General features: G+C 67.2%; 19 protein-coding genes and 1 tRNA gene. 3 read left to right on the top strand and 17 right to left on the bottom strand.

Features of this window, described 5'->3' with window-relative positions; translation table 11 throughout:
* Positions 1 to 407: 407 nt before the first annotated feature.
* The 17 genes from gltX to dnaA form a co-directional block, all read right to left on the bottom strand.
* Positions 408 to 1,856 carry a glutamate--tRNA ligase gene (gene gltX, locus J2Z79_RS14590; protein WP_209467622.1) on the bottom strand — a complete coding sequence of 483 codons (1,449 nt, stop codon included), beginning with the start codon at positions 1,854 to 1,856 and terminating at the stop codon, positions 408 to 410.
* A 333-nt stretch (positions 1,857 to 2,189) separates the two neighbouring features.
* Entirely contained in the window at positions 2,190 to 2,786 is a 597-nt protein-coding gene (gene recR / locus J2Z79_RS14585) for a recombination mediator RecR (RefSeq protein WP_209467621.1), read from the bottom strand.
* Between the two features lie 6 nt (positions 2,787 to 2,792).
* Positions 2,793 to 3,122, bottom strand: coding sequence for a YbaB/EbfC family nucleoid-associated protein (locus tag J2Z79_RS14580; protein WP_209467620.1), 330 nt, complete (start codon positions 3,120 to 3,122; stop codon positions 2,793 to 2,795).
* On the bottom strand, positions 3,122 to 4,909 hold the full coding sequence (gene dnaX / locus J2Z79_RS14575; protein WP_209467619.1) for a DNA polymerase III subunit gamma/tau: 1,788 nt from the start codon (positions 4,907 to 4,909) through the stop codon (positions 3,122 to 3,124). The genes J2Z79_RS14580 and dnaX overlap by 1 nt, the downstream gene beginning before the upstream one ends.
* A 41-nt stretch (positions 4,910 to 4,950) precedes the next feature.
* Positions 4,951 to 6,663 (bottom strand): peptide ABC transporter substrate-binding protein, encoded by a 1,713-nt coding sequence (locus J2Z79_RS14570; protein ID WP_209467618.1) that lies wholly within the window; start codon positions 6,661 to 6,663, stop codon positions 4,951 to 4,953.
* Between the two features lie 67 nt (positions 6,664 to 6,730).
* Entirely contained in the window at positions 6,731 to 7,201 is a 471-nt protein-coding gene (gene tadA / locus J2Z79_RS14565; RefSeq protein WP_209467617.1) for a tRNA adenosine(34) deaminase TadA, read from the bottom strand.
* 75 nt (positions 7,202 to 7,276) lie between these two features.
* Positions 7,277 to 7,366: transfer RNA gene (locus J2Z79_RS14560), tRNA-Ser, on the bottom strand.
* Positions 7,367 to 7,461: 95 nt separating this feature from the next.
* Positions 7,462 to 8,727, bottom strand: coding sequence for a serine--tRNA ligase (gene serS / locus J2Z79_RS14555; protein ID WP_209467616.1), 1,266 nt, complete (start codon positions 8,725 to 8,727; stop codon positions 7,462 to 7,464).
* A gap of 133 nt (positions 8,728 to 8,860) precedes the next feature.
* A complete protein-coding gene (gene serA, locus J2Z79_RS14550) occupies positions 8,861 to 10,513 on the bottom strand; it encodes a phosphoglycerate dehydrogenase (protein WP_209467615.1) in 1,653 nt (550 codons plus the stop codon).
* Positions 10,514 to 10,633: 120 nt separating this feature from the next.
* The gene (locus tag J2Z79_RS14545; protein WP_209467614.1) at positions 10,634 to 11,794 is read right to left on the bottom strand and encodes a pyridoxal-phosphate-dependent aminotransferase family protein; all 1,161 of its coding nucleotides are present in this window, start codon (positions 11,792 to 11,794) and stop codon (positions 10,634 to 10,636) included.
* Positions 11,795 to 12,274: 480 nt separating this feature from the next.
* Positions 12,275 to 14,722, bottom strand: a complete 2,448-nt coding sequence (gene gyrA / locus J2Z79_RS14540; protein WP_209467613.1) for a DNA gyrase subunit A — start codon at positions 14,720 to 14,722, stop codon at positions 12,275 to 12,277.
* 36 nt (positions 14,723 to 14,758) lie between these two features.
* On the bottom strand, positions 14,759 to 16,675 hold the full coding sequence (gyrB, locus tag J2Z79_RS14535; protein ID WP_209467627.1) for a DNA topoisomerase (ATP-hydrolyzing) subunit B: 1,917 nt from the start codon (positions 16,673 to 16,675) through the stop codon (positions 14,759 to 14,761).
* 109 nt (positions 16,676 to 16,784) lie between these two features.
* Positions 16,785 to 17,042, bottom strand: a complete 258-nt coding sequence (remB, locus tag J2Z79_RS14530; RefSeq protein ID WP_209467612.1) for an extracellular matrix regulator RemB — start codon at positions 17,040 to 17,042, stop codon at positions 16,785 to 16,787.
* A complete protein-coding gene (gene recF / locus J2Z79_RS14525; RefSeq protein ID WP_209467611.1) occupies positions 17,042 to 18,175 on the bottom strand; it encodes a DNA replication/repair protein RecF in 1,134 nt (377 codons plus the stop codon). The genes remB and recF overlap by 1 nt, the downstream gene beginning before the upstream one ends.
* Complete coding sequence (gene yaaA / locus J2Z79_RS14520; RefSeq protein ID WP_209467610.1) at positions 18,172 to 18,399, bottom strand: S4 domain-containing protein YaaA; 228 nt, start codon at positions 18,397 to 18,399, stop codon at positions 18,172 to 18,174. The genes recF and yaaA overlap by 4 nt, the downstream gene beginning before the upstream one ends.
* A 10-nt stretch (positions 18,400 to 18,409) precedes the next feature.
* On the bottom strand, positions 18,410 to 19,516 hold the full coding sequence (gene dnaN / locus J2Z79_RS14515; RefSeq protein ID WP_209467609.1) for a DNA polymerase III subunit beta: 1,107 nt from the start codon (positions 19,514 to 19,516) through the stop codon (positions 18,410 to 18,412).
* 215 nt (positions 19,517 to 19,731) lie between these two features.
* Positions 19,732 to 21,108, bottom strand: a complete 1,377-nt coding sequence (gene dnaA, locus J2Z79_RS14510; RefSeq protein WP_209467608.1) for a chromosomal replication initiator protein DnaA — start codon at positions 21,106 to 21,108, stop codon at positions 19,732 to 19,734.
* A 516-nt stretch (positions 21,109 to 21,624) separates the two neighbouring features.
* Here dnaA and rpmH point away from each other — a divergent pair.
* The 3 genes from rpmH to yidD all read left to right on the top strand — a co-directional run bounded on the left by rpmH (position 21,625) and on the right by yidD (position 22,435).
* The gene (rpmH, locus tag J2Z79_RS14505) at positions 21,625 to 21,759 is read left to right on the top strand and encodes a 50S ribosomal protein L34 (RefSeq protein ID WP_209467607.1); all 135 of its coding nucleotides are present in this window, start codon (positions 21,625 to 21,627) and stop codon (positions 21,757 to 21,759) included.
* A 103-nt stretch (positions 21,760 to 21,862) separates the two neighbouring features.
* Positions 21,863 to 22,216, top strand: a complete 354-nt coding sequence (rnpA, locus tag J2Z79_RS14500; protein WP_245302797.1) for a ribonuclease P protein component — start codon at positions 21,863 to 21,865, stop codon at positions 22,214 to 22,216.
* A 6-nt stretch (positions 22,217 to 22,222) separates the two neighbouring features.
* The gene (gene yidD, locus J2Z79_RS14495; RefSeq protein ID WP_209467606.1) at positions 22,223 to 22,435 is read left to right on the top strand and encodes a membrane protein insertion efficiency factor YidD; all 213 of its coding nucleotides are present in this window, start codon (positions 22,223 to 22,225) and stop codon (positions 22,433 to 22,435) included.
* The last annotated feature ends 29 nt before the right edge of the window (positions 22,436 to 22,464 follow it).

The following is a 22,464-nucleotide window of genomic DNA, read 5'->3' as shown; positions in this document are numbered from 1 at the left end:
CTCCGTTGAAAAGTTTGCTTGGCTCCCTTGGAGTCGTCGACTCGCAGGCTTCCCTCTCTGCACTGTCTAGTTTTCAAGGTTCGAGATCCGCTGCCTCACCAACCGTTTTCGGTGGCTGGCAGGGATATATTCTAGCAGACACATCGACCGGCTGTCAACCTGCGACCTCCTGGCACTGCAGCCAATTCGTCCGTCCGCAACCGGCGACGTCGACTACTTTACCACACCCGGTCGGCCTTTGCAAGTTTGCAAAATCCGTTAAGCGAACCAGTTCGGCCGCCGTCCGGCCCGCCGGGCGGGCAGAGCGTATTTTAGCATGCCCCGTGCGGTGCTGGCAAGCGCGTCAAGCCTCGCCCGGGCGCGTTTGAGGCGGAGGTTTCCCTCCGCCTCAGCGTGCCTGTTTCGCTCTAGCAGTACGGCGCCATCCGCTCCAGCACCCGCTCCCGGCCGATCAGGTAGATCGTCTCGAAGAGGCCCGGGCTGGCGGTGCGGCCCGTGATGGCCACCCGGATGGGCTGGAAGCTCTCCTTGGGCTTCAGGCCCATCTCCTCCTGGATCGACCGCACGAGCTGCTCGATGGCCGGCAGCGTCCACTCCACCGTGCGCAGCCCCTCGGATACCCGCCGGAAGAAGGGCTTCACCGCATCCGTCAGGAACTTGGCCGCCGCCTGCTGGTCCATGACGATCTCGTCCTTGAGGAAGATGTCCACGTGCTCGGGCACCTCGGCGAGCGTCTCCACCCGCTCGTGCACCTGGGCCATAACCTCCTTGAACCAGTCCCAGTTGGCCCGGGCCTTCTCCTCCGTGCAGAGCCCGGCCCGCACAACGAAGGGAAGCGCCAGCTCGGCGAACTCCTCCAGGCTCTTCTTCCGGATGTACACGCCGTTCATCCAGTTGAGCTTGTTGCGGTCGAAGACCGAGGGCGCCTTCGTCACCCGGCTGAGGTCGAAGTCGCGGATCAGCTCTTCCCTGGTCAGGAACTCGCGGCCGGACTCGGCGCCGGGCGGGGTCCAGCCCAGAAGGCTCATGAAGTTCATCAGGGCCTCGGGCAGGTAGCCCTGCTCCCGATAGTCGCGGATGGCCGCCTCGCCCTTGCGCTTGGAGAGCTTGCCGCGCTCGGCGTTGGTCATGTGGCCGAGGTGGCCGATCTCGGGAACCGGCAGGCCCAGGGCATTGTAGATGAGGATCTGCACCGGGGTGTTGGGGATGTGCCCCTCACCGCGGATGATGTGGGTGATCTTCATCGTTGCGTCGTCGATGACCACCGCGAAGTTGTAAAGCGGGATGCCGTTGGCGCGCATGATGATGAAGTCACCGATGGAGTCAGTGGGGAACTCGATCGGGCCGCGCACCAGGTCGTTGTACCGGATCACCTCACCCCGCGGCACCCGGAAGCGGAGCACCGGCTTCCGCCCCTCGGCCTCGAACGCCGCCTGCTGCTCAGGCGTCAGGTTGCGGCAGCGCCCCTTGTACTGATAGGGCCGACCCTGCTCCTGCGCCTCCTTGCGGTCGGCGTCCTCCTCCTCCTTCGTGCAGTAGCACTTGTAGGCGTGGCCGCTCTCGAGCAGCTGCTGGGCGTACTTCTGGTAGAGCTCCAGCCGCTCCGTCTGCCGGTAGGGCCCGTAGGGGCCGCCCTTGTCGGGGCCCTCATCCCAGTCGATGCCCAGCCAGGCCAGGTCCTCGAAGATCACCTGCTCCCACTCGGGCCGGGACCGCTCCCTGTCCGTATCCTCAAACCGCAGGATGAACTGACCGCCGTTCTTCCGGGCCCAGAGCCAGTTGAACAGGGCGGTGTGCACGTTGCCCACGTGGATGGGACCGGTGGGGCTCGGCGCGATGCGTACGCGAATGGTCATCTTGAGCTGTCCCCTTTTCCGTGAAAATTGATGAAGCCCCGTCCGCTTAGGGACGGGGCCAGGCCCGCGGTACCACCCTAGTTAGGCCTTCCGGCCTCACTCGGTTCCCGATAACGGAGGGGGCCGTCCGCAGCCTACTGCACCGCGCACATCGGGCGCGGGGTTCAGCCCGGAAGCTCGAGGGCCTCTTCAGCGGACGTGTGCACCGGCTCGCACCAGACCCGGCTCGCTTGGGCTCCACGTGGTCGCCTACTCTGCCCTCTCATCGCCTTGCAGATTCTGGGCAGTATTCTACCCTGCATGGTGCACAAAATCAACCCAGTCTCAGACCCGTCAGATCTCGCGGCGCCCCTCCAGTGCCTTGGCCAGCGTGACCTCGTCGGCGTACTCCAGGTCTCCGCCCATCGGCAGGCCGCGGGCGATCCGGGTGACCTTGACGCCCAGGGGCTTGATGTAGCGGGCGATGTACATCGCGGTGGTCTCGCCCTCGGTGTTGGGGTTGGTGCAGAGGATGACCTCCTGCACCTTTCCGTCGCCCAGGCGGGCGATGAGCTCCTTCACCCGGATGTCGTCGATGCCGACGCCCTCCATCGGGTTCAGCGCCCCGTGGAGCACGTGGTAGAGACCGTGGTACTCCCGCGTCTTCTCCATCGCCACCACGTCGCGCGGCTCCTGCACGACGCAGATGGTGCTGTGATCGCGGCCGTCGTCGGCGCAGATCCGGCACGGATCTTGATCGGTGAGGTTGCAGCAGATCGAGCAGTACGTGACCTTCTCGCGGGCGTCCACCATGGTGCGGGCGATGGCCTCCACCGCCGCCCGGTCCATATGCAGGATGTGGAACGCGAGCCGCTGGGCGGTCTTCGGGCCGATGCCCGGCAGCTTGGTCAGCTCCTCGATCAGGCGTGCGATCGGTTCTGCGTAGTACATGGGCGGCTAGAAGAGGCCGGGGAAGCTGGGCAGTCCGCCCGGAAGGACCTTCTTCATCTCGGCCTCGGCCAGCTCCTCGGCCTTCTTCATCCCGTCGCTGATCGCCGCCACGATCAGGTCCTGGAGCATCTCGATGTCCTCGGGATCCACGACCTCCGGCGCCAGGGTGACCGCCGTGACCCGTCGGTCGCCGGTGACGACCACCTTGACGGTGCCGCCGCCGGCGGTGCCCTCAACGGTCATCTTGGCGATCTCCTCCTGCGCCTTGGCCACGTTCTTCTGCATCTTCTGGACCTGCTTCATGATCTGCTGCATGTTGCCGCCACCCGGAATCATCAGGAGTCCTCCTCTTCGATTTCGTGAATCACGTCAGGGGGGAACAGGCTGCGCAGCCGCTCCATGAGTGGGTTGTCGCCCCCCTGCGCCTCTCCCGGAGCGCATCCCGCCCCCTGCGCGGGCGCCGCGGGAGTCGCCTGACCGAGTCCCGCCAGCTTCGCCTGGGCCTCGTCCGGCGCCAGGATCTCCACCCTCAGGCCGGCCAGTCCCGCCCGCTCCAGCGCCTTCTCCAGGATCGCGGTATCCTGCGGCCGCCGGAGCAGCTGGGCGAAGACGGGCGAGTTGGCCACGATGTAGAGCAGCGAGCCGCGCAGCCCGCCGATCCGGGCCGAGGTGGAGAGCAGGTTGTACGTGCTGGGCCGCGCCTTGCGCACCAGCTCGAGCACGCGCTCCCAGGCCTGCATCACCCGGTCAGACTCCGGCCCCAGCGGCGGCTGACCGGCCGCCGCCCCGCCGGAGACCAGCCCGGGACCCGGTGCGCCCCGGTCCGCCGGGGCGGCTGCTACCCGGGCCGCAGGCTGCGGGCCGGAATCGAGCCGCTCGGGCTCGCCCCGTTCGGCCGTCCGCGCTGCCGGAGCAGACGCCCCCGCGGCCGCAGCACCACCAGAGCTGACGGGCGGGCGCCACTGGGCCGTTGGAACGGAAGGCGCCGGCGGTCGAGAGTCGGCCGGGTCGCCCCGGGGCTCCTCGTCCCGGCCGGTGAAGAGCGCCGCCAGCCGGATCAGCGCGACCTCCACCAGCAGGCGGGGCGAGGCCGAGAGCCGAAGCTCCGTCTCCGCCTGGCCCAGCAGGCGGATGGCGCTGATCAGCCGTTCCTGGGTGAATCGGTCCGCCTGCTCCCGCACCTGGGCCAGCGCCTGCGGCGGCAGTCCCAGCACCTGGCCGCCGGTGTCCACCTTCACCAGGAGCAGATCGCGCAGGTGGGCCAGGTAGTCGCGCACGAGCTGGCGCAGGTCTTTGCCCGTCCGCACCATCTCGTCGAGCCAGAGCAGGGCGCCGCCCACGTCGCCCGCGGCCAGCTGACCGTCGAGGCGCAGGAACTGATCGAGTGGGGCCGAGCCCAGCACGGCCAGCGTCATCTCGAGGGTAATCTCGCCGTCGGCGGCGTAGGCCATCACCTGATCGAGAAGCGAGAGCGCGTCCCGCATCCCGCCGTCGGCCTGGCGGGCCATGGCCGCCAGGGCCTCGGAACTGGCCTTCATCCCCTGCGCGGCGCAGACCTCCTGCAGCCGCCCGACGATCTCCTCGGTGGAGAGGCGATGGTAGTCGAACGCCTGGCAGCGGGAGAGGATGGTGATGGGCAGCTTCTGCTTCTCGGTGGTGGCCAGCACGAAGAGCACATGCGGCGGCGGCTCCTCCAGCGTCTTGAGCAGGGCGTTGAAGGCCGGCTCGGACAGCATGTGAACTTCGTCAATAATATAAACCTTATATTTGAGGTCAACCGGCGCGTACTTTACCTTTTCGCGCAGGTCGCGAATCTCGTCAATGCCCCGGTTGGAGGCGGCGTCGATCTCGATGACGTCCATCGTCTGGCCCGACGTGATACTGCGGCAGGGCTCGCACTCGTTGCAGGGCTCGCCGTCGCGCGGGCTCAGGCAATTGACCGCCTTCGCCAGGATGCGGGCCACGGTGGTCTTCCCCGTGCCGCGCGGACCCGAGAGCAGGTAGGCATGGTGAAGCCTGCCCTGCACCAGGGCGTTGCGCAGCGTGCGGGTGATATGCTCCTGTCCGACGACGTCGCTGAACCGCTGGGGCCGGAACTCGCGGTAGAGAGCGATGTGGGCCACGCTGATCTCTCCTGCCGGAATCGGACTGGCCCTACCCCATTCTACCCGGCGGGGGCGATTCCCTTTCGCCAGGCGTGCTTCAGGTCAAACCGGCCGCCCAGCGGGCGGTAGACAAGCCCCTCCAGGTCGGGGCTTACCGCCCAGTGGCGGACGGGGTGGTAGAGGGGGACCACCGGCGCCTCATCCAGGAGCAGCCGCTCCGCCGCGGCCAGCGCCGACCGGCGGGCATCGCCCGTCGCGCCGGCCGCCTGCCGGATCAGCGCATCGTATTCGCCGCTCACCCAGCGCGCACCGTTGGCCGGATGCGCCGTGGTGAACTGGGTGAGCATGGCGAGCGGATCGTCGTGGTCGGCCAGCCAGCCCTGCAGCACCAGGTCGAACTGGCCGAAGCGCACCCGCTCCAGCCGCTGTGCAAAGGGCACGGCGTGCAGCTCGATCGTCAGCCCGTCCAGCGCGGATTCCAGCTCCCGCTGCACCGCCCGGGCGACGGTGGCGGCCTCGGAGGCGTGGAGGAGGCGGAGGGTGACCCGGTCCACCCCCAGCGCCGCCCGCGCCCTCGCCCAGAGCCGCCGGGCCTCGTCCAGGTCTCCGCCCGCGGGGTCGTCCGACAGCAGGTCGCTCAGCAGCGACCCCTCCGTCCACAGCCCGCCCAGGGGCGCCGCACCGCCGGACTGCGGGTGAGCCTGCCCGCCCTCCCCCGCCGACCAGCCGCCGGCCAGCGAGGGGGGGACGAGCCCCAGTGCGGCCGAGGCGCCGGCTCCACCGGCCTCAGCGGCCACCCGGGTGCGGTTCAGCGCCAGGCTGAGCGCGCGGCGGAGGTCGGGGTTGGCGAGCCGGGGCTGGGCCGTGTTGAAGACCAGGCCCATCGTGGAGGGCTGCGCCATGCTCCGGGCCGCGGGCACCTGCTCGGCCAGCTCCGGCGGCAGCATTACCAGGTGCAGGTAGCCCATCTCGAAGAGGCGCAGCGCAGCCTGGGCGTCAGGCTCCACGTGGTAGGTGACGGCGTCGAGGCACACGGCCTCCCGGTCCCAGTAGTGCGGGTTCCGTTCAAGCCGGATCTCGCCCGGACCGGATGAACCGGCCAGGCGGAAGGGCCCGTTGCTCACCGTGCCGAAGGGCACGTCGGCCCGGCGGGGGGCCAGGGCCGGATGCACCGTGTAGCCCGGCCATTCCGGATTGGGCGCCTGCAGCGTCACCTGCAGCCGCCGGTCATCGAGGGCCACCACCTGGACTTCCGCCCGCAGGCGGGCCGACTGCTCGGCGAAGTCTGGCAGAGTCGGGTCCAGGGCATTCCAGGCCTCCGCCCCGACGATGTCGTAGAGCAGGTAAGCGTTGGCCGCCCCCACCGCGGGATCCAGCAGGTGAAGCCAGCCGCGCACGAAATCGTGGGCCGTGACCGGCCTGCCGTCGCTCCACCGCGCCTCGGGGCGGAGGTGGAAGATGAACTGCCGCCCGTCGGCGGATTCCCACCGCTCGGCCGCCGCCCCGGCGATCTCGCCCGGTGCGGCGGCGACCGGCGCCGCCAAGCCCTCCGTCAGGTTGCCGATTACGTCCAGGAGAGCGGCATCTGCCGTCTCCGCAGGGTCGAGCGTAGCGGGCTCCACCGGCAGGTGCAGCCGCACCTCGGCAGGTTCCGCTGCAGCAGGGGCTGTGGCCACCGCCGTCGGGGACGGAGGCTCGGGCTGCGCGGCAGCCACACAGCCGCCCAGCAGGAGCGCCAGCCAGGCCAGCCAGTGCCGATGGCGTCGCAACATAAACAGTCCCCCCATATCCGCAGATAGGGGGGGATTCGCCACTGGAAACAAATAGTCCTTCTTCCTGCTATCTCCAGTCCTGTTGTGCCGGACGCCGGCGCGCCCGGAAGAAGTCGCGCACCACCTCGCCGCACTCGCTGGCCAGCACGCCCTCGCGCACCTCGACCTGATGGTTGAGGCCGGGGTTCTGCAGGATCTCCAGCAGGGAGCGGTCGGCCCAGGCCTTGGGGTCGCGGGCGCCGAAGACCACGCGGTCGAGGCGGCTCTGCAGCAGGGCGCCGGCGCACATCGGGCAGGGCTCGAGGGTGACGTAGAGGGTGCAGCCGGTGAGCCGCCATCCGCCCAGCAGGCGGCCGGCCTCGCGGATGGCCAGCACCTCCGCGTGCGCCGTGGCGTCGTGGGTGGTCTCCCGCAGGTTGTGCGCCCGCACCAGGATCTCGCCGGCGCGCACCAGCACGGCGCCGATGGGCACCTCGCCCAGCGCCGCCGCCTTCCGGGCCTCGGCGAGCGCCTCTCGCATATAGGCCTCGTCGGTCACGCCGATCGACCTCCCGGCAGATTGGTACAAAGAGCAGGCCACCCGGCGGTGGCCTGCTCTTCTCGCCTTGCACCCTGGCGGAGAGGGTGGGATTCGAACCCACGGTGGCTTTTACACCACGCTCGTTTTCAAGACGAGAGCCTTAAACCGCTCGGCCACCTCTCCCCATCACGTCAGGGTATAAGTTTACACAAGCGGCAGCGCCCTTGCAAGCGCGCAACAGGAAGTGGCGGCCCCGCGCCGCGGGGCCGCCGCACGCCTTACTGTGTGATCCGGTCGCCGCCGAAGTACGGCCGCAGGACCTCGGGAACCGTGATGCTGCCGTCGGCGTTCTGATAGTTTTCCATGATGGCTGCGAGGGTGCGGCCGACGGCGAGGCCCGAACCGTTGAGCGTGTGCACGAACTCCGGCTTGCCGCCGGCGGGACGGTAGCGGATGTTCGCGCGACGGGCCTGGAAGTCGCTCATGTTCGAGCAGGACGAGATCTCCACGTACCGCTCGTAGCTCGGCATCCAGACCTCGATGTCGTACTTCTTGTACTGGCCGAAGCCCATGTCGCCGGTGCACATCAGCATGCGCCGGTACGGCAGGCCCAGCTTCTCGAGAATCGCCTCGGCGCTCTCGGTGATCTCCATGAGCGCCCTGTCGCTGTCCTCGGGCTTGGTGAACTGGATCATCTCGACCTTCTCGAAGTAGTGCTGCCGGATGAGTCCGCGGGTGTCGCGCCCGGCAGCGCCCGCCTCGCTGCGGAAGCAGCCGCTGTAGCCGACGTACTTGATCGGCAGCGCCGACTCGTCGAGGATCTCGTCCCGGTGCATGTTGATGAGCGGCACCTCGGCGGTGGAGGAGAGGTGGTAGTCGGTGCCGGCCAGGCTGAACACGTCTTCCTTGAACTTGGGGAACTGGCCGCTGCCGTAGTAGGAGGCGGTGTTGATGATCACGGGCGGCAGCACCTCGCGGTAGCCGCGCTCGACGTGGTGGTCGAGGAAGAAGTTGACCAGCGCCCGGTTGAGCCGGGCCAGCCCGCCCTTGATGATCGTGAAGCGGCTGCCGGTCACCTTGGCCGCCCGTTCGAAGTCGAGGACATCGAGCCCGATGCCCAGGTCCCAGTGGGGCTTCACGGGGAAGTCAAACCGGCGCGGCTCACCCCAGCGCTTCACCTCGACGTTGCCGCTCTCGTCCTCGCCCACCGGAACGTCCGGCGCGGGGATGTTGGGCAGCTGCAGGAGCAGGTCCTGCAGTTCGGCCTCAACCTGCCGCCCCCGCTCGTCCAGCTCCTTGATGCGGTCGCCGATGGCGCCCATCTCGGCGATGATCGCACTGGCGTCCTGTCCCTGCTGCTTCAGCAGGCCTACCTGCTTGGACGCCTGGTTGCGCCGCGCCTTGAGCTGCTCAACCTCGGCGAGCCCCTGGCGGCGCTCCACGTCCAAGGCGAGGATGCGGTCGAGATCGACGGAGACACCCTTGTTGATCAGCGCCTGGCGAACGACGTCGGGATTGTTGCGGACGAACTTCAAGTCCAACATGGGTGATTACCCTCCTTGCAAGAGTCGACGGAGGCTGATGTTATCCTCTCCCGCCACCGGAAGGGGCATCCAGCAGCCAGAAGGCCGAGGGTGAGGGTTCGGCGCCCCGTACGGCAATCCCTTCCTGGACCGGTCAGGCCCGGTCGGCGATGGGCAGCGTGACCGCCTGGACGGTGGGAACGGCCATGGCCGTGCGCAGCTCGGCCACCAGGTCGGGCGGGGCCGGCTCGTCGATCTGGAGCAGCATCAGGGCCTCGCCCCGGGGCTCGTGCCGCGCCAGGTGCAGTCCGGCGATGTTGATGTCGCGGGCCGCCAGCGCCATGCCGAAGCGGCCCACCATGCCCGGCTGGTCCCGGTGCTGGCTGACCAGCATGTGCCGGGAAGGGGCCATGTCGATGTGCAGGCCGTCCACGGCCACGAACCGCATTCCGCCGTCCCGGCGCAGCATGCCGGTCACCTGGTGCGCCCCCTGCGGCCCCTCGGAGCGGACGGTGATCAGGCTGGCCTCGGGGGAGAGGGTACCGGCTGCCGCCGCGAGCCTGTCTCCGTTGCCGTTCTCGCCCAGCGGGGCGTGTGCAAGCGACCGGGACTCGTGGACGGCCAGCCCCCGCCGGCGGGCCAGGGACGGCGAGTTGATATAGTTCACGTGGTCGCCCAGCTGCGTGGCCAGGTAGCCCTTCAGCACGGTGTTGGTGAGCAGGGCGGTGGGGTGCTTGGCCAGCTCGCCGGAGTAGGTGACGGTGATGGCCTCCGCCTGCCCCGGGAACGCCTGGGCCAGGAAGGAGCCCAGGGTCTCGGCCAGCGGCAGGTGATCGGTGACCACCTGGGCGCCGTCCCGGGGAACCTGCGGCAGGTTGACCGCCTCGGGCACCAGTTCGCCGCGCAGCACCCGGAGCACGTACTGGGCGATGTAGCGGCCGTTGGCGTCCTGCGCCTCAGCGGTGGAGGCGGAGAGGTGGGGGGTGACGACCACGTTGGGCAGTGCAAACAGCGGGCTGTCGGTGCAGGGCTCGCTGGCGAAGACGTCCAGCGCGGCGCCGGCCAGCCGGCCCTCCTTCAGGGCCTCGTAGAGCGCCTCCTCGTCCACCATCCCGCCCCGGGCGCAGTTGACGATGCGGGCGGTGGGCTTCATCAGGGCCAGCTCGGCCGCGCCGATGAGCCGGGCCGACTCCGGGGTCTTGGCGGCGTGGATGGAGAGGAAGTCTACCTGCGGAAGCAGCTCCGGAATGGTCGGCACGAGGGTGACGCCCAGGTGCTCCGCACGGGAGGCGGGCACGTAGGGGTCGTAGGCCAGCACCTTCATGCCGAAGGCCCTCGCCCGCACGGCCACCTCGGAGCCGATGCGGCCCAGACCGATGATGCCCAGCGTCTTGCCGTGCAGCTCAGTGCCCACGAAGGTCTTCCGGTCCCAGCGGCCCTCGCGGGCCAGGGCGTGGTGCGCCTGTGGGATGTTGCGGGCTACGGCGATGAGGAGGCCGAAGGCCTGCTCGGCGGTGGAGTAGGTGTTGGCGCCGGGGACGTTGACCACGACGACGCCCCGCTCAGTGGCGGCCGCCACGTCGATGTTGTCCACGCCGACGCCGGCCCGTCCGACGACCTTCAGCCGGGTGCCCCGCGCCAGCACCTCAGCGGTGACCTTCGTCTCCGACCGGGTGATCAGCGCGTCGTACTCGGGGATGATCTCCAGCAGTTCGGCCGGGGACACCTTGCGCACCTCCACCTCATGCTCAGCCTTCAGGAGGCTGATGCCCGTCTCCGAAATCGCTTCCGTCACCAAGATCTTCATCGGGAATCGCCTCCTTTGTCAGGGTATCGGACCTTCTCGCTCTCCCACTCGACCAGCCGCCCGCATACGGTGGCGGCGGTCAGATCGGCCATCGCGGCCTGCAGCGCCGGCCGGTACCGGTCATCCACGAAGCTCCCGCATCCACACCTCCTGCGCCGCCGCCACGGCCCTGCCGATCTGCACGTCCTGCCCGAGCACCGCCAGCGCCATCTCGGTGGCCGCGAGGGCCTGCAGCACGTCGCCCGGCACCACGTAGCCCAGGTGGCCGATGCGGAAGATCTTGTCGGCAAGCTCCGCCTGGCCGCCGGCCAGCTGCACGCCGAGCCGCTCCCGGGCCACCTTGCGCAGCTGCTTCGGGTCCACGGGGGAGACCACGGCCGTGACGGCGTTGGAGGCCCTGGCCTCGTCCTGCGCCAGGAGCTGAAGGCCCATCGCCCTTACGCCGGCCCGGCACATGGCGCCCATCACGCGATGGCGGGCCCAGGCGCCCTCCAGGGTCTCGGCCTGGATGAGCCGCAGCGCGGCCTGAAGGGCGTAGAAGAGCGAGATGGCCGGGGTGTACGGCGTCTGCCGCTTCAGGTAGCTGCTGTGCACCGCCTTCAGGTCCCAGTAGAAGCGGGGCATGGTGTTCTGCTCGCTGGCCGCCCGTGCCCGCTCGGAGAAGGCGACGATGGAGAGGCCGGGCGGGCACATCAGCGCCTTGTGGGCGCCGGTCAGCACCACGTCCAGGTCCCACCTGTCCATCTCCAGCGGCAGGGCGCCGAGGCCGGATACGGCGTCGACCATGATCAGGGCGCCGTGCTCCCGGACCACCCGGGCGATGGCCTCCACGTCGTTGGTGACGCCGGTGGAGGTCTCGTTGTGCTGGATCAGCACGGCCTTGATCCGCTTCTCGCGGTCGTCCGCCAGCCGCTCGGCGATGCGGGCCGGGTCCGCGGCCTGGCCGGGCTCGAAGCGCAGCCGCTCCACGGCGAGGCCCAGCTTGGTGGCCACCTTGAACCAGCGCTCGCCAAAGTCACCGACCGAGACGCTGAGCACCGTGTCACCCGGGTTCAGGGTGTTCACCAGGGCCGCCTCCCAACCGCCCGAACCTGCGCCGGGGAAGACGTAGACCGGCTGCTCGGTGCGGAAGACCTGCTTGAGCCCCACCGCGACCTCGTCGAACAGATCGCTGAAGGCCTCGCCGCGATGGTTGATCATCGGCTGGGTCATGGCCGCCGCCACCTGGGGCGGAATCGGCGTGGGTCCGGGAATCATCAACAAGGACTTCTCTCTCAACATCGCCGCTCTGCCTCCCCCTGAAATGCAATTGGGCCCCGCCCACGGCAGGCCGGTTGCCGCTTGCGCGGTACCGGAACTGCCAGGGACGGGGCCTCACTCCCCGCGGTGCCACCCTGCTTGGCGCCGCCTGCCATACCGCCGCGACGGGTCCCCCGGAAAACGACACTCCCGTCCCTGCTGCAGTCAGGGACGGGAGTCTGCTCCCGCGGTGCCACCCGACGTTGGCGCCGGCACGGCCGGCCACCCACTCGACTCGGCGCTAACGGGCCGAACCCGACCGGGTCATCCCCGGACCCTCGGGGGGCGGAACGGATCCCGCGGTCGCCGGCTTGCACCAGCCGCCGGCTCTCTGCTGACCGGAGGGGAGCCTTTTTCCCCCGTCATGGGGCGTGTTTGGGTGGAGTATAGCACCCGATTTCACAAGATGCAACCGCTTTTGCAAAAATCCTACTTTCGGAGGAGGAGGCGCTCCGCCGGAGGTCAATCCTCCTCGTCCTCCCGCGTGACCACCTGGGCGATGGCCGAGAGCTTGTCGTCGGCGTCGAGGTTCATCAGCTGCACGCCCTGGGTAGCCCGGCCGCTCTGCCGCACCTCCTGGACGGGGATGCGGATCAGCACGCCCTGCTCGGAGACGAGGATGACGTCGTTGCCCTCCGTGACCACCTTGATGGCCACCAGCCGCCCGTGCCGCTCCTCGACGTGCCGGATCGTGATCACGCCCTTGGCGCCGCGCCGGTAGGTCGGGTACTCGGAGAGCGGCGTCCGCTTGCCGATGCCGGTCTCGGTGACCACGAGAAGGTCCGCGTTGGGCTGCACGTTGTCCATGCCCACCACGTACTCGTCCCGGCCGAGGTCGATGCCTTTCACGCCGCGGGCGTCGCGGCCCATCGGGCGCACGTCGTCCTCGTGGAAGCGCAGAGCGTTGCCGGCGCTGGAGACCAGGATGATCTCCTCGTTGCCGCGGGTGAGGCGGGCGCCCACCAGCTTGTCGCCCTCCTCGAGCCGGATGGCGATGATGCCGGTGGACCGCACGTTGCTGTACTCCGACAGCGCGGTCTTCTTCACGTATCCCTGCCGGGTGGCGAAGAAGATGAACGTGCCCTCGTCCTCGACCTCCCTGACGGGGATGACCGTGTTCACCTTCTCGCCCGGGTTGAGCGGCAACAGGTTGACGATCGCCGTGCCGCGGGCCTGCCGCGAGGCCTCGGGGATCTCGTGACACTTGATGCGGAAGACGCGCCCCTGGTCGGTGAAGAACATCATGAAGTGGTGCGTCGTGGTGATGAAGAGGTGCTCGATGAAGTCCTCTTCCTTGGTGCCCGCGCCCTGAATGCCCCGGCCGCCGCGGCGCTGCGCCCTGAAGGTGGAAAGCGGCACCCGCTTGATGTAGCCGGTGTGGGAGATGGTGATGACCACGTCCTCCTCGGCGATCAGGTCCTCGACGTCGATCTCGCCGGCGTCGGCCGTGATGCGGGTGCGCCGGGGGTCGGCGTACTTCTTCTTGATCTCGCCGAGCTCCTGCTTGATGATGTCGTACTGCATCTTCTGGGAATCGAGCACCGCGCGGAAGTAGGCGATGCGGTCCTGGAGCTCGTCGTACTCGTCCTGCAGCTTCTCCCGCTCCAGGGCGGTCAGGCGGCGCAGCTGCATGTCGAGGATGTGCTGCGCCTGCACCTCGGTGAAGCCGAACTCGTTCATCAGCCGGGTGCGGGCCTCGTCCGTGGTGGGGGAGGAGCGGATGGTGTTGATGACCTCGTCGATGATGTCCAGCGCCTTCAGCAGGCCTTCCAGGATGTGGGCCCGAGCGAGGGCCTTCTCCAGGTCGAACTTGGTGCGCCGGACGATGACGTCCAGCTGGTGCTGCAGGTAGTAGTGCAGCATCTGCTTCAGGTTGAGCAGACGCGGCCGGTTCTCCACCAGGGCCAGCATGTTGATGCCGAAGTTCTGCTGCAGCGCCGTGTACTTGAGCAGCTGGTTCAGAACGACGTGCGCGTTCGCGTCGCGCCGCAGCTCGATGGCGATGCGCAGGCCCGTGCGGTCAGACTCATCCCTGAGGTCGGTGATGCCGTCGATCTTCTTGTCCCGGTGCAGCTCGGCGATGCGCTCGATCAGCCGGGCCTTGTTGACGCCGTAGGGCAGCTCCGTCACCACGATGCGGTTCTTGCCGTTGTTCATGGTCTCGATCTGCGTCTTGGCCCGCATCGTGATGGAGCCCTTGCCGGTCTGGTAGGCCTTGCGGATGCCGTCGCGGCCCAGGATCAGGCCGCCGGTGGGGAAGTCTGGGCCCTTGATGACGGCGTTCAGTTCTTCAACCGTGACGTCGGGCTTATCGATCATGAGGCAGAGGCCGTCGATCACCTCGCCCAGGTTGTGGGGCGGGATGTTGGTGGCCATGCCGACCGCGATTCCCGTGGAGCCGTTGACCAGCAGGTTCGGGAAGCGCGACGGCAGCACCGTCGGCTCCTTCTCGCTGTTGTCGAAGTTGTCCTCGAAGTCGACCGTGTCCTTCTCGATGTCGGCCAGCATCTCGCCGGCCAGCCTGGAGAGGCGGGCCTCGGTGTAGCGCATGGCCGCGGGCGGGTCGCCGTCGATCGAGCCGTAGTTGCCCTGGCCGTCGATCAGCGGGTAGCGCACCACGAAGTCCTGCGCCAGCCGCACCATCGTGTCGTACACGGCCGAGTCGCCGTGGGGGTGGTATTTGCCGAGCACGTCGCCCACGGTCTTGGCCGACTTGCGGTAAGGCTTGTCCGCCGTGTTCCCGCTCTCGTACATGGAGTACAGGATGCGGCGCTGCACCGGCTTGAGCCCGTCGCGCACGTCGGGGAGCGCCCGGCCGACGATGACAGACATGGAATACGTCAGGTACGACGTCTCCATCTCGTGTTTGATCTCTTTTGTCAGGATCCGCTGTGCGAAGTCTCCGGCCACAAGCTTCTCCTCCTAAGCTGGGAGTCGTACCAGCGCCTAGCCGATGGTGTCCAGATTCTGGACCAGGTGGGCGTTCCGCTGGATGAACTCCCGGCGGGGCTCTACCTTCTCTCCCATGAGGGTCTCAAAGACCGTGTTGGCCTCGGCTGCATCCTCCATCGATACCCGGAACAGGGTGCGCTTGGCGGGGTCCATGGTGGTCTCCCAGAGCTGCTCCGGGTTCATCTCGCCAAGGCCCTTGTACCGCTGCGGCTTCTCGGTGACGCCGCCGATCCGGGTGATGATCTGGTCCTTCTCCTCCTCGGAGTAGGCGTAGTAGGTCTGCTTGCCCTTCTTGATCATGTAGAGCGGCGGGTTGGCGATGTAGAGGTACCCCGCCTCGATGAGCGGCCGCATGAAGCGGTAGAAGAAGGTGAGCAGCAGGGTGCGGATGTGGCTTCCGTCCACGTCGGCGTCGGTCATGATGACCACCTTGTGGTACCGGCACTTGGAGATGTCGAAGTCGTCGCCGATGCCGGCGCCGATGGCCGTGATCAGGGTGCGGATTTCCTCGTTGGCGAGGATCTTGTCGAGCCGGGATTTCTCCACGTTGAGGATCTTGCCGCGCAGGGGCAGGATCGCCTGGATGCGCCGGTCGCGGCCCATCTTGGCGGAGCCGCCTGCCGAGTCGCCCTCGACGAGGAAGAGTTCCGACTCCTCGGGATCCCGGGAGGAGCAGTCGGTCAGCTTGCCGGGCAGCGCCGTGACCTCCAGCGCGCTCTTGCGCCGCACCAGCTCCCGGGCCTTGCGCGCGGCCTCGCGCGCCCTGGAGGCGCTGATGGCCTTTTCGACGATGCGCCGGGCCACGGTGGGGTTCTCCTCCAGGAACTCGGCCAGCCCCTCGGTGACCGCGCTCGCCACGAAGGTCTCCATCTCGGAGGAGCCCAGCTTCGTCTTGGTCTGCCCTTCGAACTGCGGGTCCTGCATCTTCACCGACAGGATGGCGGTGAGGCCCTCGCGGATGTCCTCACCAGAGAGGTTGTCCTCATTGTCCTTGAGGAGCTTGTTCTTGCGGGCGTAGTTGTTGATCACGCGCGTCAGGGCGGTCTTCAGACCCGTCTCGTGGGTGCCGCCCTCGACCGTCCGGATGTTGTTGGCATAGCTGAAGATGTTCTCGCTGTACGCGTCCGTGTACTGGATCGCCAGCTCCATCTCCTGGGTGTCAGTGGACCGGTAGATGTAGATGGGCTTGGCGTGCAGCGGCTCGCGCGAGCGGTTCAAGTACTGCACGAAGGTCTGGAGGCCCTCGTTGTACTTGAAGCGGTACTCCTCGTTGGTCTTCTCGTTGAGGAAGCGGATGTAGAGCCCCTGGTTCAGGAAGGCGGTGTCACGCAGGCGCGCCACAACCGCCTCTGCGTCGAACTCGACGGTCTCGAAGATCGCCGGGTCCGGCCAGAAGCGGACGTAGGTGCCGTGGCCGCGGGTGTCTCCGATGCGGCGGAGGGGATAGAGGGTGTGTCCGCCGCCCTCGAACTCCACCTCGTAGATGCCGCCGTCGTGCTGGACGCGCACGTAGAGCCTGGTGGAGAGCGCGTTGACGACCGAAGCGCCCACCCCGTGGAGGCCGCCGGAGACCTTGTAGGCGCCGCCGCCGAACTTGCCGCCAGCGTGCAGCACGGTGTAGACGGTCTCAACGGTGGACTTGCCCGTCTTGGGGTGGATATCAACGGGGATGCCGCGGCCGTTGTCCTCAACCGAACAGGAACCATCGGCGTGCAGCGTGACCACGATGGTGTCGCAGTACCCGGCCAGCCGCTCGTCCACCGCGTTGTCGATGATCTCCCAGATCAGGTGGTGGAGGCCGCGCTGCGAGGTTCCGCCGATATACATGCCCGGCCGACGGCGCACGGCCTCAAGGCCTTCGAGCACCTGAATCTGTTCCCCGGTGTATTCTTGCGAACCCTGGGTGTTCAGGTGATGCGCCTCGAGCTGGGTCCCGTTCCTTTCGTCAGCCACGGAGGTTCCTCCCTCATTTAGGTAACGCTTTCAATATCAGAGCAATGCTATCACAACGAAAGAGTTATCACAAGTGACAGACCTCGGTGCTGGAAACTGAACGCCTCTTCAGCGTGGTCGAGGAGATGGGAGACAGGATGCCGCCGGAGCGGGTCAGGACAAGGCTCTTGGCCCCGCCGCCGCTGATGTCGGTGAGGCGGCCTTCCCGCCTGAGCCGCTCGAGCAGCTCGACCGTGGCCTGTCCCCGACCGGCGCTGCGCAGATCGAGAATGGCGATGACCTGTCGCAGGTTCACCACCACGTCTGTGCCCACGTGGAGGTACATCACGCCAACCCCTTTTCGTCTAGGTTCACCGTCCCGCTCCGCACGCGGAAGAGGCGGTGTTCGGCGGGCCACTGCCGCACCATCAGGTCATCCAGGTCGGTGCAGGTGATGAAGCTCTGGACCCCTTCCTGCACGGCCGCCAGCAGGTAGTGACGCCGGTGCGGATCCAGTTCGGAGGCCACGTCGTCCAGCAGCAGCAGAGGAGCTTCGCCGATCTCCTCCGTCATGAACTGCAGTTCGGCCAGCTTCAGCGCCAGAACGGCGGTGCGCTGCTGGCCCTGTGAGGCGTACAGGCGCGCATCCCGGCCGGCCACCCAGATGGCGAGGTCGTCGCGGTGGGGACCGACGAGCGTCACCTGCCGGCGCCGCTCCTCGTGGCGCACCCTCGTCAGCGCCCGCCGGAGGCGGTCGGCCGTCTCCAGCAGGTCGGGCTGGCCGCCCTCGTCCGCGCCCTGGCTCTGATAGGCGAGGCGCAGCCCCTCGCGCCCGTCGGAGAGCATCTCGTGGTAGCGGGCAGCAATAGGCGAGAGCCGGCGGACCGCCTCGGCCCGCCGGACGATGAGCTGCGCGCCGGACTCCACCAGCTGCTCGTCATAGACCGCCATGAGCCCCTCGTCGACGACCGGCTGCTTGAGCAGCGTGTTGCGCTGGGCGAGCAGGCGGTTGTACGTCATCAGGTGGTGCAGGTAGTTCTGGGAGATCTGCGACAGCTCCAGGTCCAGGAAGCGCCGGCGTCCCGAGGGCGGGCCCTTGAGCAGCTGCAGGTCGTCGGGGGAGAAGAGGACGGCGGCGAGGCTGCCCACAAGGCGGGCGATCTTGCGCTCCGGGATCCCGTTGATCTTCAGCTGCTTGCGGGTTTCGTGGCCGTACTGCAGCTCGAGGTCGATCGAACCGGTCTTGCGCACCACTTCCGCACGGGCCCGCAGCGCGTCCTTGCCCTCCTGGATCAGGTCCTGATCCCGGGAGGTGCGGTGGCTCTTGCCGGTGGCCAGGAAGTGGATGGCCTCGAGGAGGTTGGTCTTCCCCTGGGCGTTGTCGCCGTGCAGGACATTGAGGCCCGGGGAGAAGCGGATGGAGAGGGAGTCGTAGTTGCGAAAGGACTCAAGTTGGAGCGCGGCGAGATACAACCTCATTCCCCCTCGCGCTGGAGCACCCACGCACCGCCGGAGGAGAGGCTCACCCGGTCGCCCGGATAGAGCTTCCGGCCGCGCCGGCGCTCGGGCTCGCCGTTCACCCGGACTTCGCCGGCGGCGATCATGCTCTTGGCCTGACCGCCTGTGGCGGCGACACCGGCCCACTTGAGGAAGGCGTCTAGGGTGATGTACTCGGTGCGGATGGTGATGATCTGTTCGGCCATGGCGCGCTTCCTAGAGCGTGATCAGGGGCAGGACGACGTAGAGGAACTGGCTGCTGCCCGCCGGCTGGAGCCGGGCGGGGTTGCGGCTTCCCGAGCACTGGAAGCGGAACTCGCTCGTCTCCAGCACCTTCAGGAAGTCGAGGAGGTACTTGGCGTTGAACCCGATGTCAATAGGGTCGCCGGTCATGCTGGCGACCGCCAGCTCCTCGTACACGTGGCCGACTTCGGGTGTATTCGAGGTGATGGTCACCTTCTCGGGCTGGATGCTGATCTTGACGGCGCCGTCCCGGGCGATCAGGGTGGCGCGCTCCAAGGCCTCCATGAATTCGGCGCGCGGCAGTACCGCATCGGTGGGGTAGGTCTGCGGCACCAGCCGCATCACGTCGGGATACTGCCCCTCCAGGAGGCGCGAGATGACGCGCATGTTGCCCAGGTCAAAGAAGACCTGGTTGGCGGTGACCGAGACGCGCACCTGGCTCTCCTCGTCGCCGGTGAGCAGGCGGGTGACCTCGTTGAGCGACCGGCTCGGGATGATGATGGAGAAGGCGTGATCGCTCGGGTTCTCGACGGCGGACTCGGCATGGGCGATGCGGACGCTGTCGGTGGCCGTGCCGGTGATCTTGTTCTCCCGGAGCTTGAAGAGGACGCCGGTGAGCCAGGGCTTGGATTCGTCGTGACCGGCCGCGAAGGTGGTCTGCCGGAGGAGATCGCGGAGTAGAGATTGGCTGACGGTAAAGACCGAGGCGCCGGCGATGTCCGGGACGCTGGGGAACTGCTCGGCGGAGAAGCCGTGGATGACGTACTGCGACCGGCCCCAGCGGAGGGAAGCTACGTAGTTCTGGTAGTCGACCGACAGTTCAATGTTGCCGTAGGGGATCCGGCGGATAAGGTCGGCGAAGTAGCGGGCCGGGAGGACGATCTCGCCCTCGCTGATCACCTCGCAGGGCGTGAAAGCCTCGATGGCCAGCTCGAGGTCGGTGGCGCGGATGGTGAGCGCTCCGTCACGGGCGGAAAGATAGACGCCGGACAGGACGGGGATCGTGTTCTTGGTGGAGACTGCCCTGGCCACCGTGGCCAGCGTGGCGTTCAGGCCCTCCTGGCTGATCAGGATCTTCACTCGTAGCCCTCCTTCTTGGGCGGCCGCAGTTCGTAACGGCGCGCTTCTCACGCGGTTGAAGCATTGTCATTGGGGCAATGGTCATTGTAAGCCCTGTGGATATGTGGAAAACCCCGTGGATATGTTGCGTCGCAACCGTCGCGCGGCGCGATAGCTTGTGGGTATCGGCGCGCGTTCTATCCACATTGGCCGGCTTCGCCTGGGGAGACGCGCGGCTATTCTGCGCGGATGCGCGCGATCAACTCCTCGATGGTCTGCGCGAAGGCCGCGTCGTTCTTGATGTCCTCCGCGATCTTGTCGCAGGCGTGGATGACCGTGGTGTGGTCGCGCCCGCCGAACTCCTCGCCGATCTTGGGCAGCGAGGCGTCGGTCAGCTCGCGCGAGAGGTACATGGCGATCTGGCGCGGGTAGGCTACACTGCGCGAGCGGTTGCGCACCTCGAAGTCCTGCATCCGGATGTTATAGTGATCCGCCACCACCTGCTTGATGGTCTGGATCGTGATTTGCTTGGGCCGGTGGGGCGGCAGGATGTCCTTGAGGGCGTGGACCGCGAGCTCGTAGGTCAGGGGGCTGTTGAGCATGTTGGCGTAAGCCACCACGCGCGTCAGGGCGCCCTCCAGCTCGCGGATGTTGGTCTCGATGTTGGTGGCGATGTAGTTCGTGACCTCGTCGGGCACATGCAGTTCCTCATTCAGCGCCTTTTTCCGCAGGATTGCGGTGCGCGTCTCCAGGTCCGGCGGCTGAATGTCACAGATCAGGCCCCACTCGAACCGGGAGCGGAGCCGGTCTTCCAGCGTGGGGATCTCCTTGGGCGGTCGGTCAGAGGAGATCACGATCTGCTTGTTCGCCTCGCGGATGGCGTTGAAGGTATGGTAGAACTCCTCCTGCGTGGCCTCCTTGCCCGCCAGGAACTGAATGTCGTCGATGAGCAGCACATCGACCTTGCGATAGCGGTTTTGGAAAGCCGTGGTCGAGCCCTTTTGAATTGCTGAGATAAACTCATTCGTGAACGTTTCGGTGGAAACGTAGGCGACGCGCGCGGTGGGGTTGTGCTTCATCACATAGTGACCGATTGCGTGCATGAGGTGGGTCTTTCCGAGACCGACGCCACCATAGATGAAGAGCGGGTTGTACGTGCGCGCCGGGGCCTCGGCCACCGCGAGGGCGGCCGCGTGGGCAAACCGGTTGCTGTTGCCGACGACGAACGTCTCGAAGGTGTACTTCGGGTTAATGTAGCCCAGCAGACGGCCGGATCCGTTCGAATAGTCGTCGGCCGCCGGGGGCGGCTGCTCCGCTTCCGTGAGCCCGTCAGCAGGGCCGATCGGCAGTTCCTCGATGACGTTGGGGTTAGCCACGAACTTGAGCTGCATGTTGCGCTTGGTCAGGTCGCGCAGCGCCTGGCGCAGCAGGGCGCCATAGCGTGACTCCATGCGGTCCTTGGCGAACTCTCCTTGCACGCCGATGATGATGGTGTCCTCAACTACTGCAACCGGTCGGGTGTTACGCAACCAGTTTTCAACGGCCGTCTTGGACGTCTGCCGTTCCAGGAGATCGAGGCACTGCTGCCATACCTCTGATAGCTCGGTTTTCATAATGCGATGGCCTCCTCGGCGCGGTGAAAATCGCCTGCCTGACCGGGGCGTATCAACAAGTTGTACACAGCCTTGTCCACAACTTGTGCATAAAAAGATGCGAGCCTGTTCCAACTCCCGCTGACGCGGGAGCGGACGGGCTGTAGGGCAATGATACCAGACTGTGTGGGAGTTATCAACAAACTCCGGCGGGGCTATCCCCACGCATCGATTTCTCTGGGGAAAAGGGTACGGCGCGCGGCGGATAACCTCCTCCTCGCGCGTGGATAATCTGTTAGTGGGAATCCCCAGATCTGCGCGCGTGGGGACAACCTGTGTGTGGAAGTTGGGGACGAGCCTGCCATCCGCGCGCCGTCGATCCCCGCTGTCCACATCTTCCACGGCCGCGGCCTCCCCTGGTTATCCACCCTTCCTGTTATCCGGAGGAACGGCCGGTGCAATTTGGCTTGACGCGGGCCTATCGCTCCGGTATAATCCGCGTGTGTCTTTTCCGCGATCGGTTGGGGGGTGTTCCGGTTGAAGCGTACATTCCAGCCACATAACCGCCAGTACAAGCGGGTTCATGGCTTCCTGAGCCGCATGAGCACCCGGGGTGGTCGCAGAGTTCTGAAGGCCCGGCGCCTGAAGGGGCGGAAGCGCCTGACTGTCTAGGCCGCGACGGCATCCGTCGTGGCTCTTTTTCCATATTCCCCTGGTGCCCCATGAAGATGGAGGAAGGGGAGGGAAGCGCCGGCCAGGGGGCGAATCCCTCCCGATGCGGATGAAGAAGGCGTATCGGCTGAAGTCACGGGTTGCTTTCCAGTCGGTATACACGCAGGGTCGCTCTGCGGCCAACCGCGCTGCGGTGATCCACGCCCTGAAGCAGGAGGCGGGGACCGCTACCCGCGTCGGGTTCGCGGCCGGGCGGCGTCTGGGCAAGGCGGTGGTGCGCAACCGCGTGAAGCGGCGCCTCCGGGAGGCCGTCCGCTCGTTTTGGCCGCGCATCCGCCCCGGGCATCACGTGGTGGTCGTCGGGCGCCAGGCCGCGGTGGACATGCCGTTTCCCGAACTCCGCGCGAAGATTGAGGAGCTGTTTGAACGAGCGGGACTGCTGCAGCGGGAAGGATAGGCTGCCATGAAGCGGTTGTTGATGGGCGCGGTGCGTTTCTACCAGCGGTACCTGTCACCGCTCAAGGGCGCGCCGACGTGTCGGTTCTACCCTTCCTGTTCCCAATACGCATATGAGGCGCTTGCCAAGTACGGAGCCATCAAGGGGTCGTGGCTGGCCGTACGGCGGGTGCTGCGCTGCCATCCCTTCCACCCGGGAGGGTACGATCCGGTCCCTTAATCCATGGGGGTTCACGCTGAACGCTTGGG

This window comes from Symbiobacterium terraclitae (genome assembly GCF_017874315.1).
Classification (GTDB): Bacteria; Bacillota; Sulfobacillia; order Symbiobacteriales; family Symbiobacteriaceae; genus Symbiobacterium; species Symbiobacterium terraclitae.
The sequence above is the reverse complement of the archived record's forward strand: the minus strand, read 5'-3'. Positions and strand labels throughout refer to the sequence as shown.

Excerpts from the sequence above, each read along its gene's own strand:
- gltX (WP_209467622.1), bottom strand. The coding sequence starts at position 1,856 with ATGACCATTCGCGTACGCATCGCGCCGAGCCCCACCGGTCCCATCCAC.
- recR (WP_209467621.1), bottom strand. The coding sequence starts at position 2,786 with ATGTACTACGCAGAACCGATCGCACGCCTGATCGAGGAGCTGACCAAG.
- J2Z79_RS14580 (WP_209467620.1), bottom strand. The coding sequence starts at position 3,122 with ATGATTCCGGGTGGCGGCAACATGCAGCAGATCATGAAGCAGGTCCAG.
- J2Z79_RS14570 (WP_209467618.1), bottom strand. The coding sequence starts at position 6,663 with ATGTTGCGACGCCATCGGCACTGGCTGGCCTGGCTGGCGCTCCTGCTG.
- serS (WP_209467616.1), bottom strand. The coding sequence starts at position 8,727 with ATGTTGGACTTGAAGTTCGTCCGCAACAATCCCGACGTCGTTCGCCAG.
- serA (WP_209467615.1), bottom strand. The coding sequence starts at position 10,513 with ATGAAGATCTTGGTGACGGAAGCGATTTCGGAGACGGGCATCAGCCTC.
- J2Z79_RS14545 (WP_209467614.1), bottom strand. The coding sequence starts at position 11,794 with ATGTTGAGAGAGAAGTCCTTGTTGATGATTCCCGGACCCACGCCGATT.
- remB (WP_209467612.1), bottom strand. The coding sequence starts at position 17,042 with ATGTACCTCCACGTGGGCACAGACGTGGTGGTGAACCTGCGACAGGTC.
- recF (WP_209467611.1), bottom strand. The coding sequence starts at position 18,175 with ATGAGGTTGTATCTCGCCGCGCTCCAACTTGAGTCCTTTCGCAACTAC.
- yaaA (WP_209467610.1), bottom strand. The coding sequence starts at position 18,399 with ATGGCCGAACAGATCATCACCATCCGCACCGAGTACATCACCCTAGAC.
- dnaA (WP_209467608.1), bottom strand. The coding sequence starts at position 21,108 with ATGAAAACCGAGCTATCAGAGGTATGGCAGCAGTGCCTCGATCTCCTG.
- rnpA (WP_245302797.1), top strand. The coding sequence starts at position 21,863 with ATGCGGATGAAGAAGGCGTATCGGCTGAAGTCACGGGTTGCTTTCCAG.
- yidD (WP_209467606.1), top strand. The coding sequence starts at position 22,223 with ATGAAGCGGTTGTTGATGGGCGCGGTGCGTTTCTACCAGCGGTACCTG.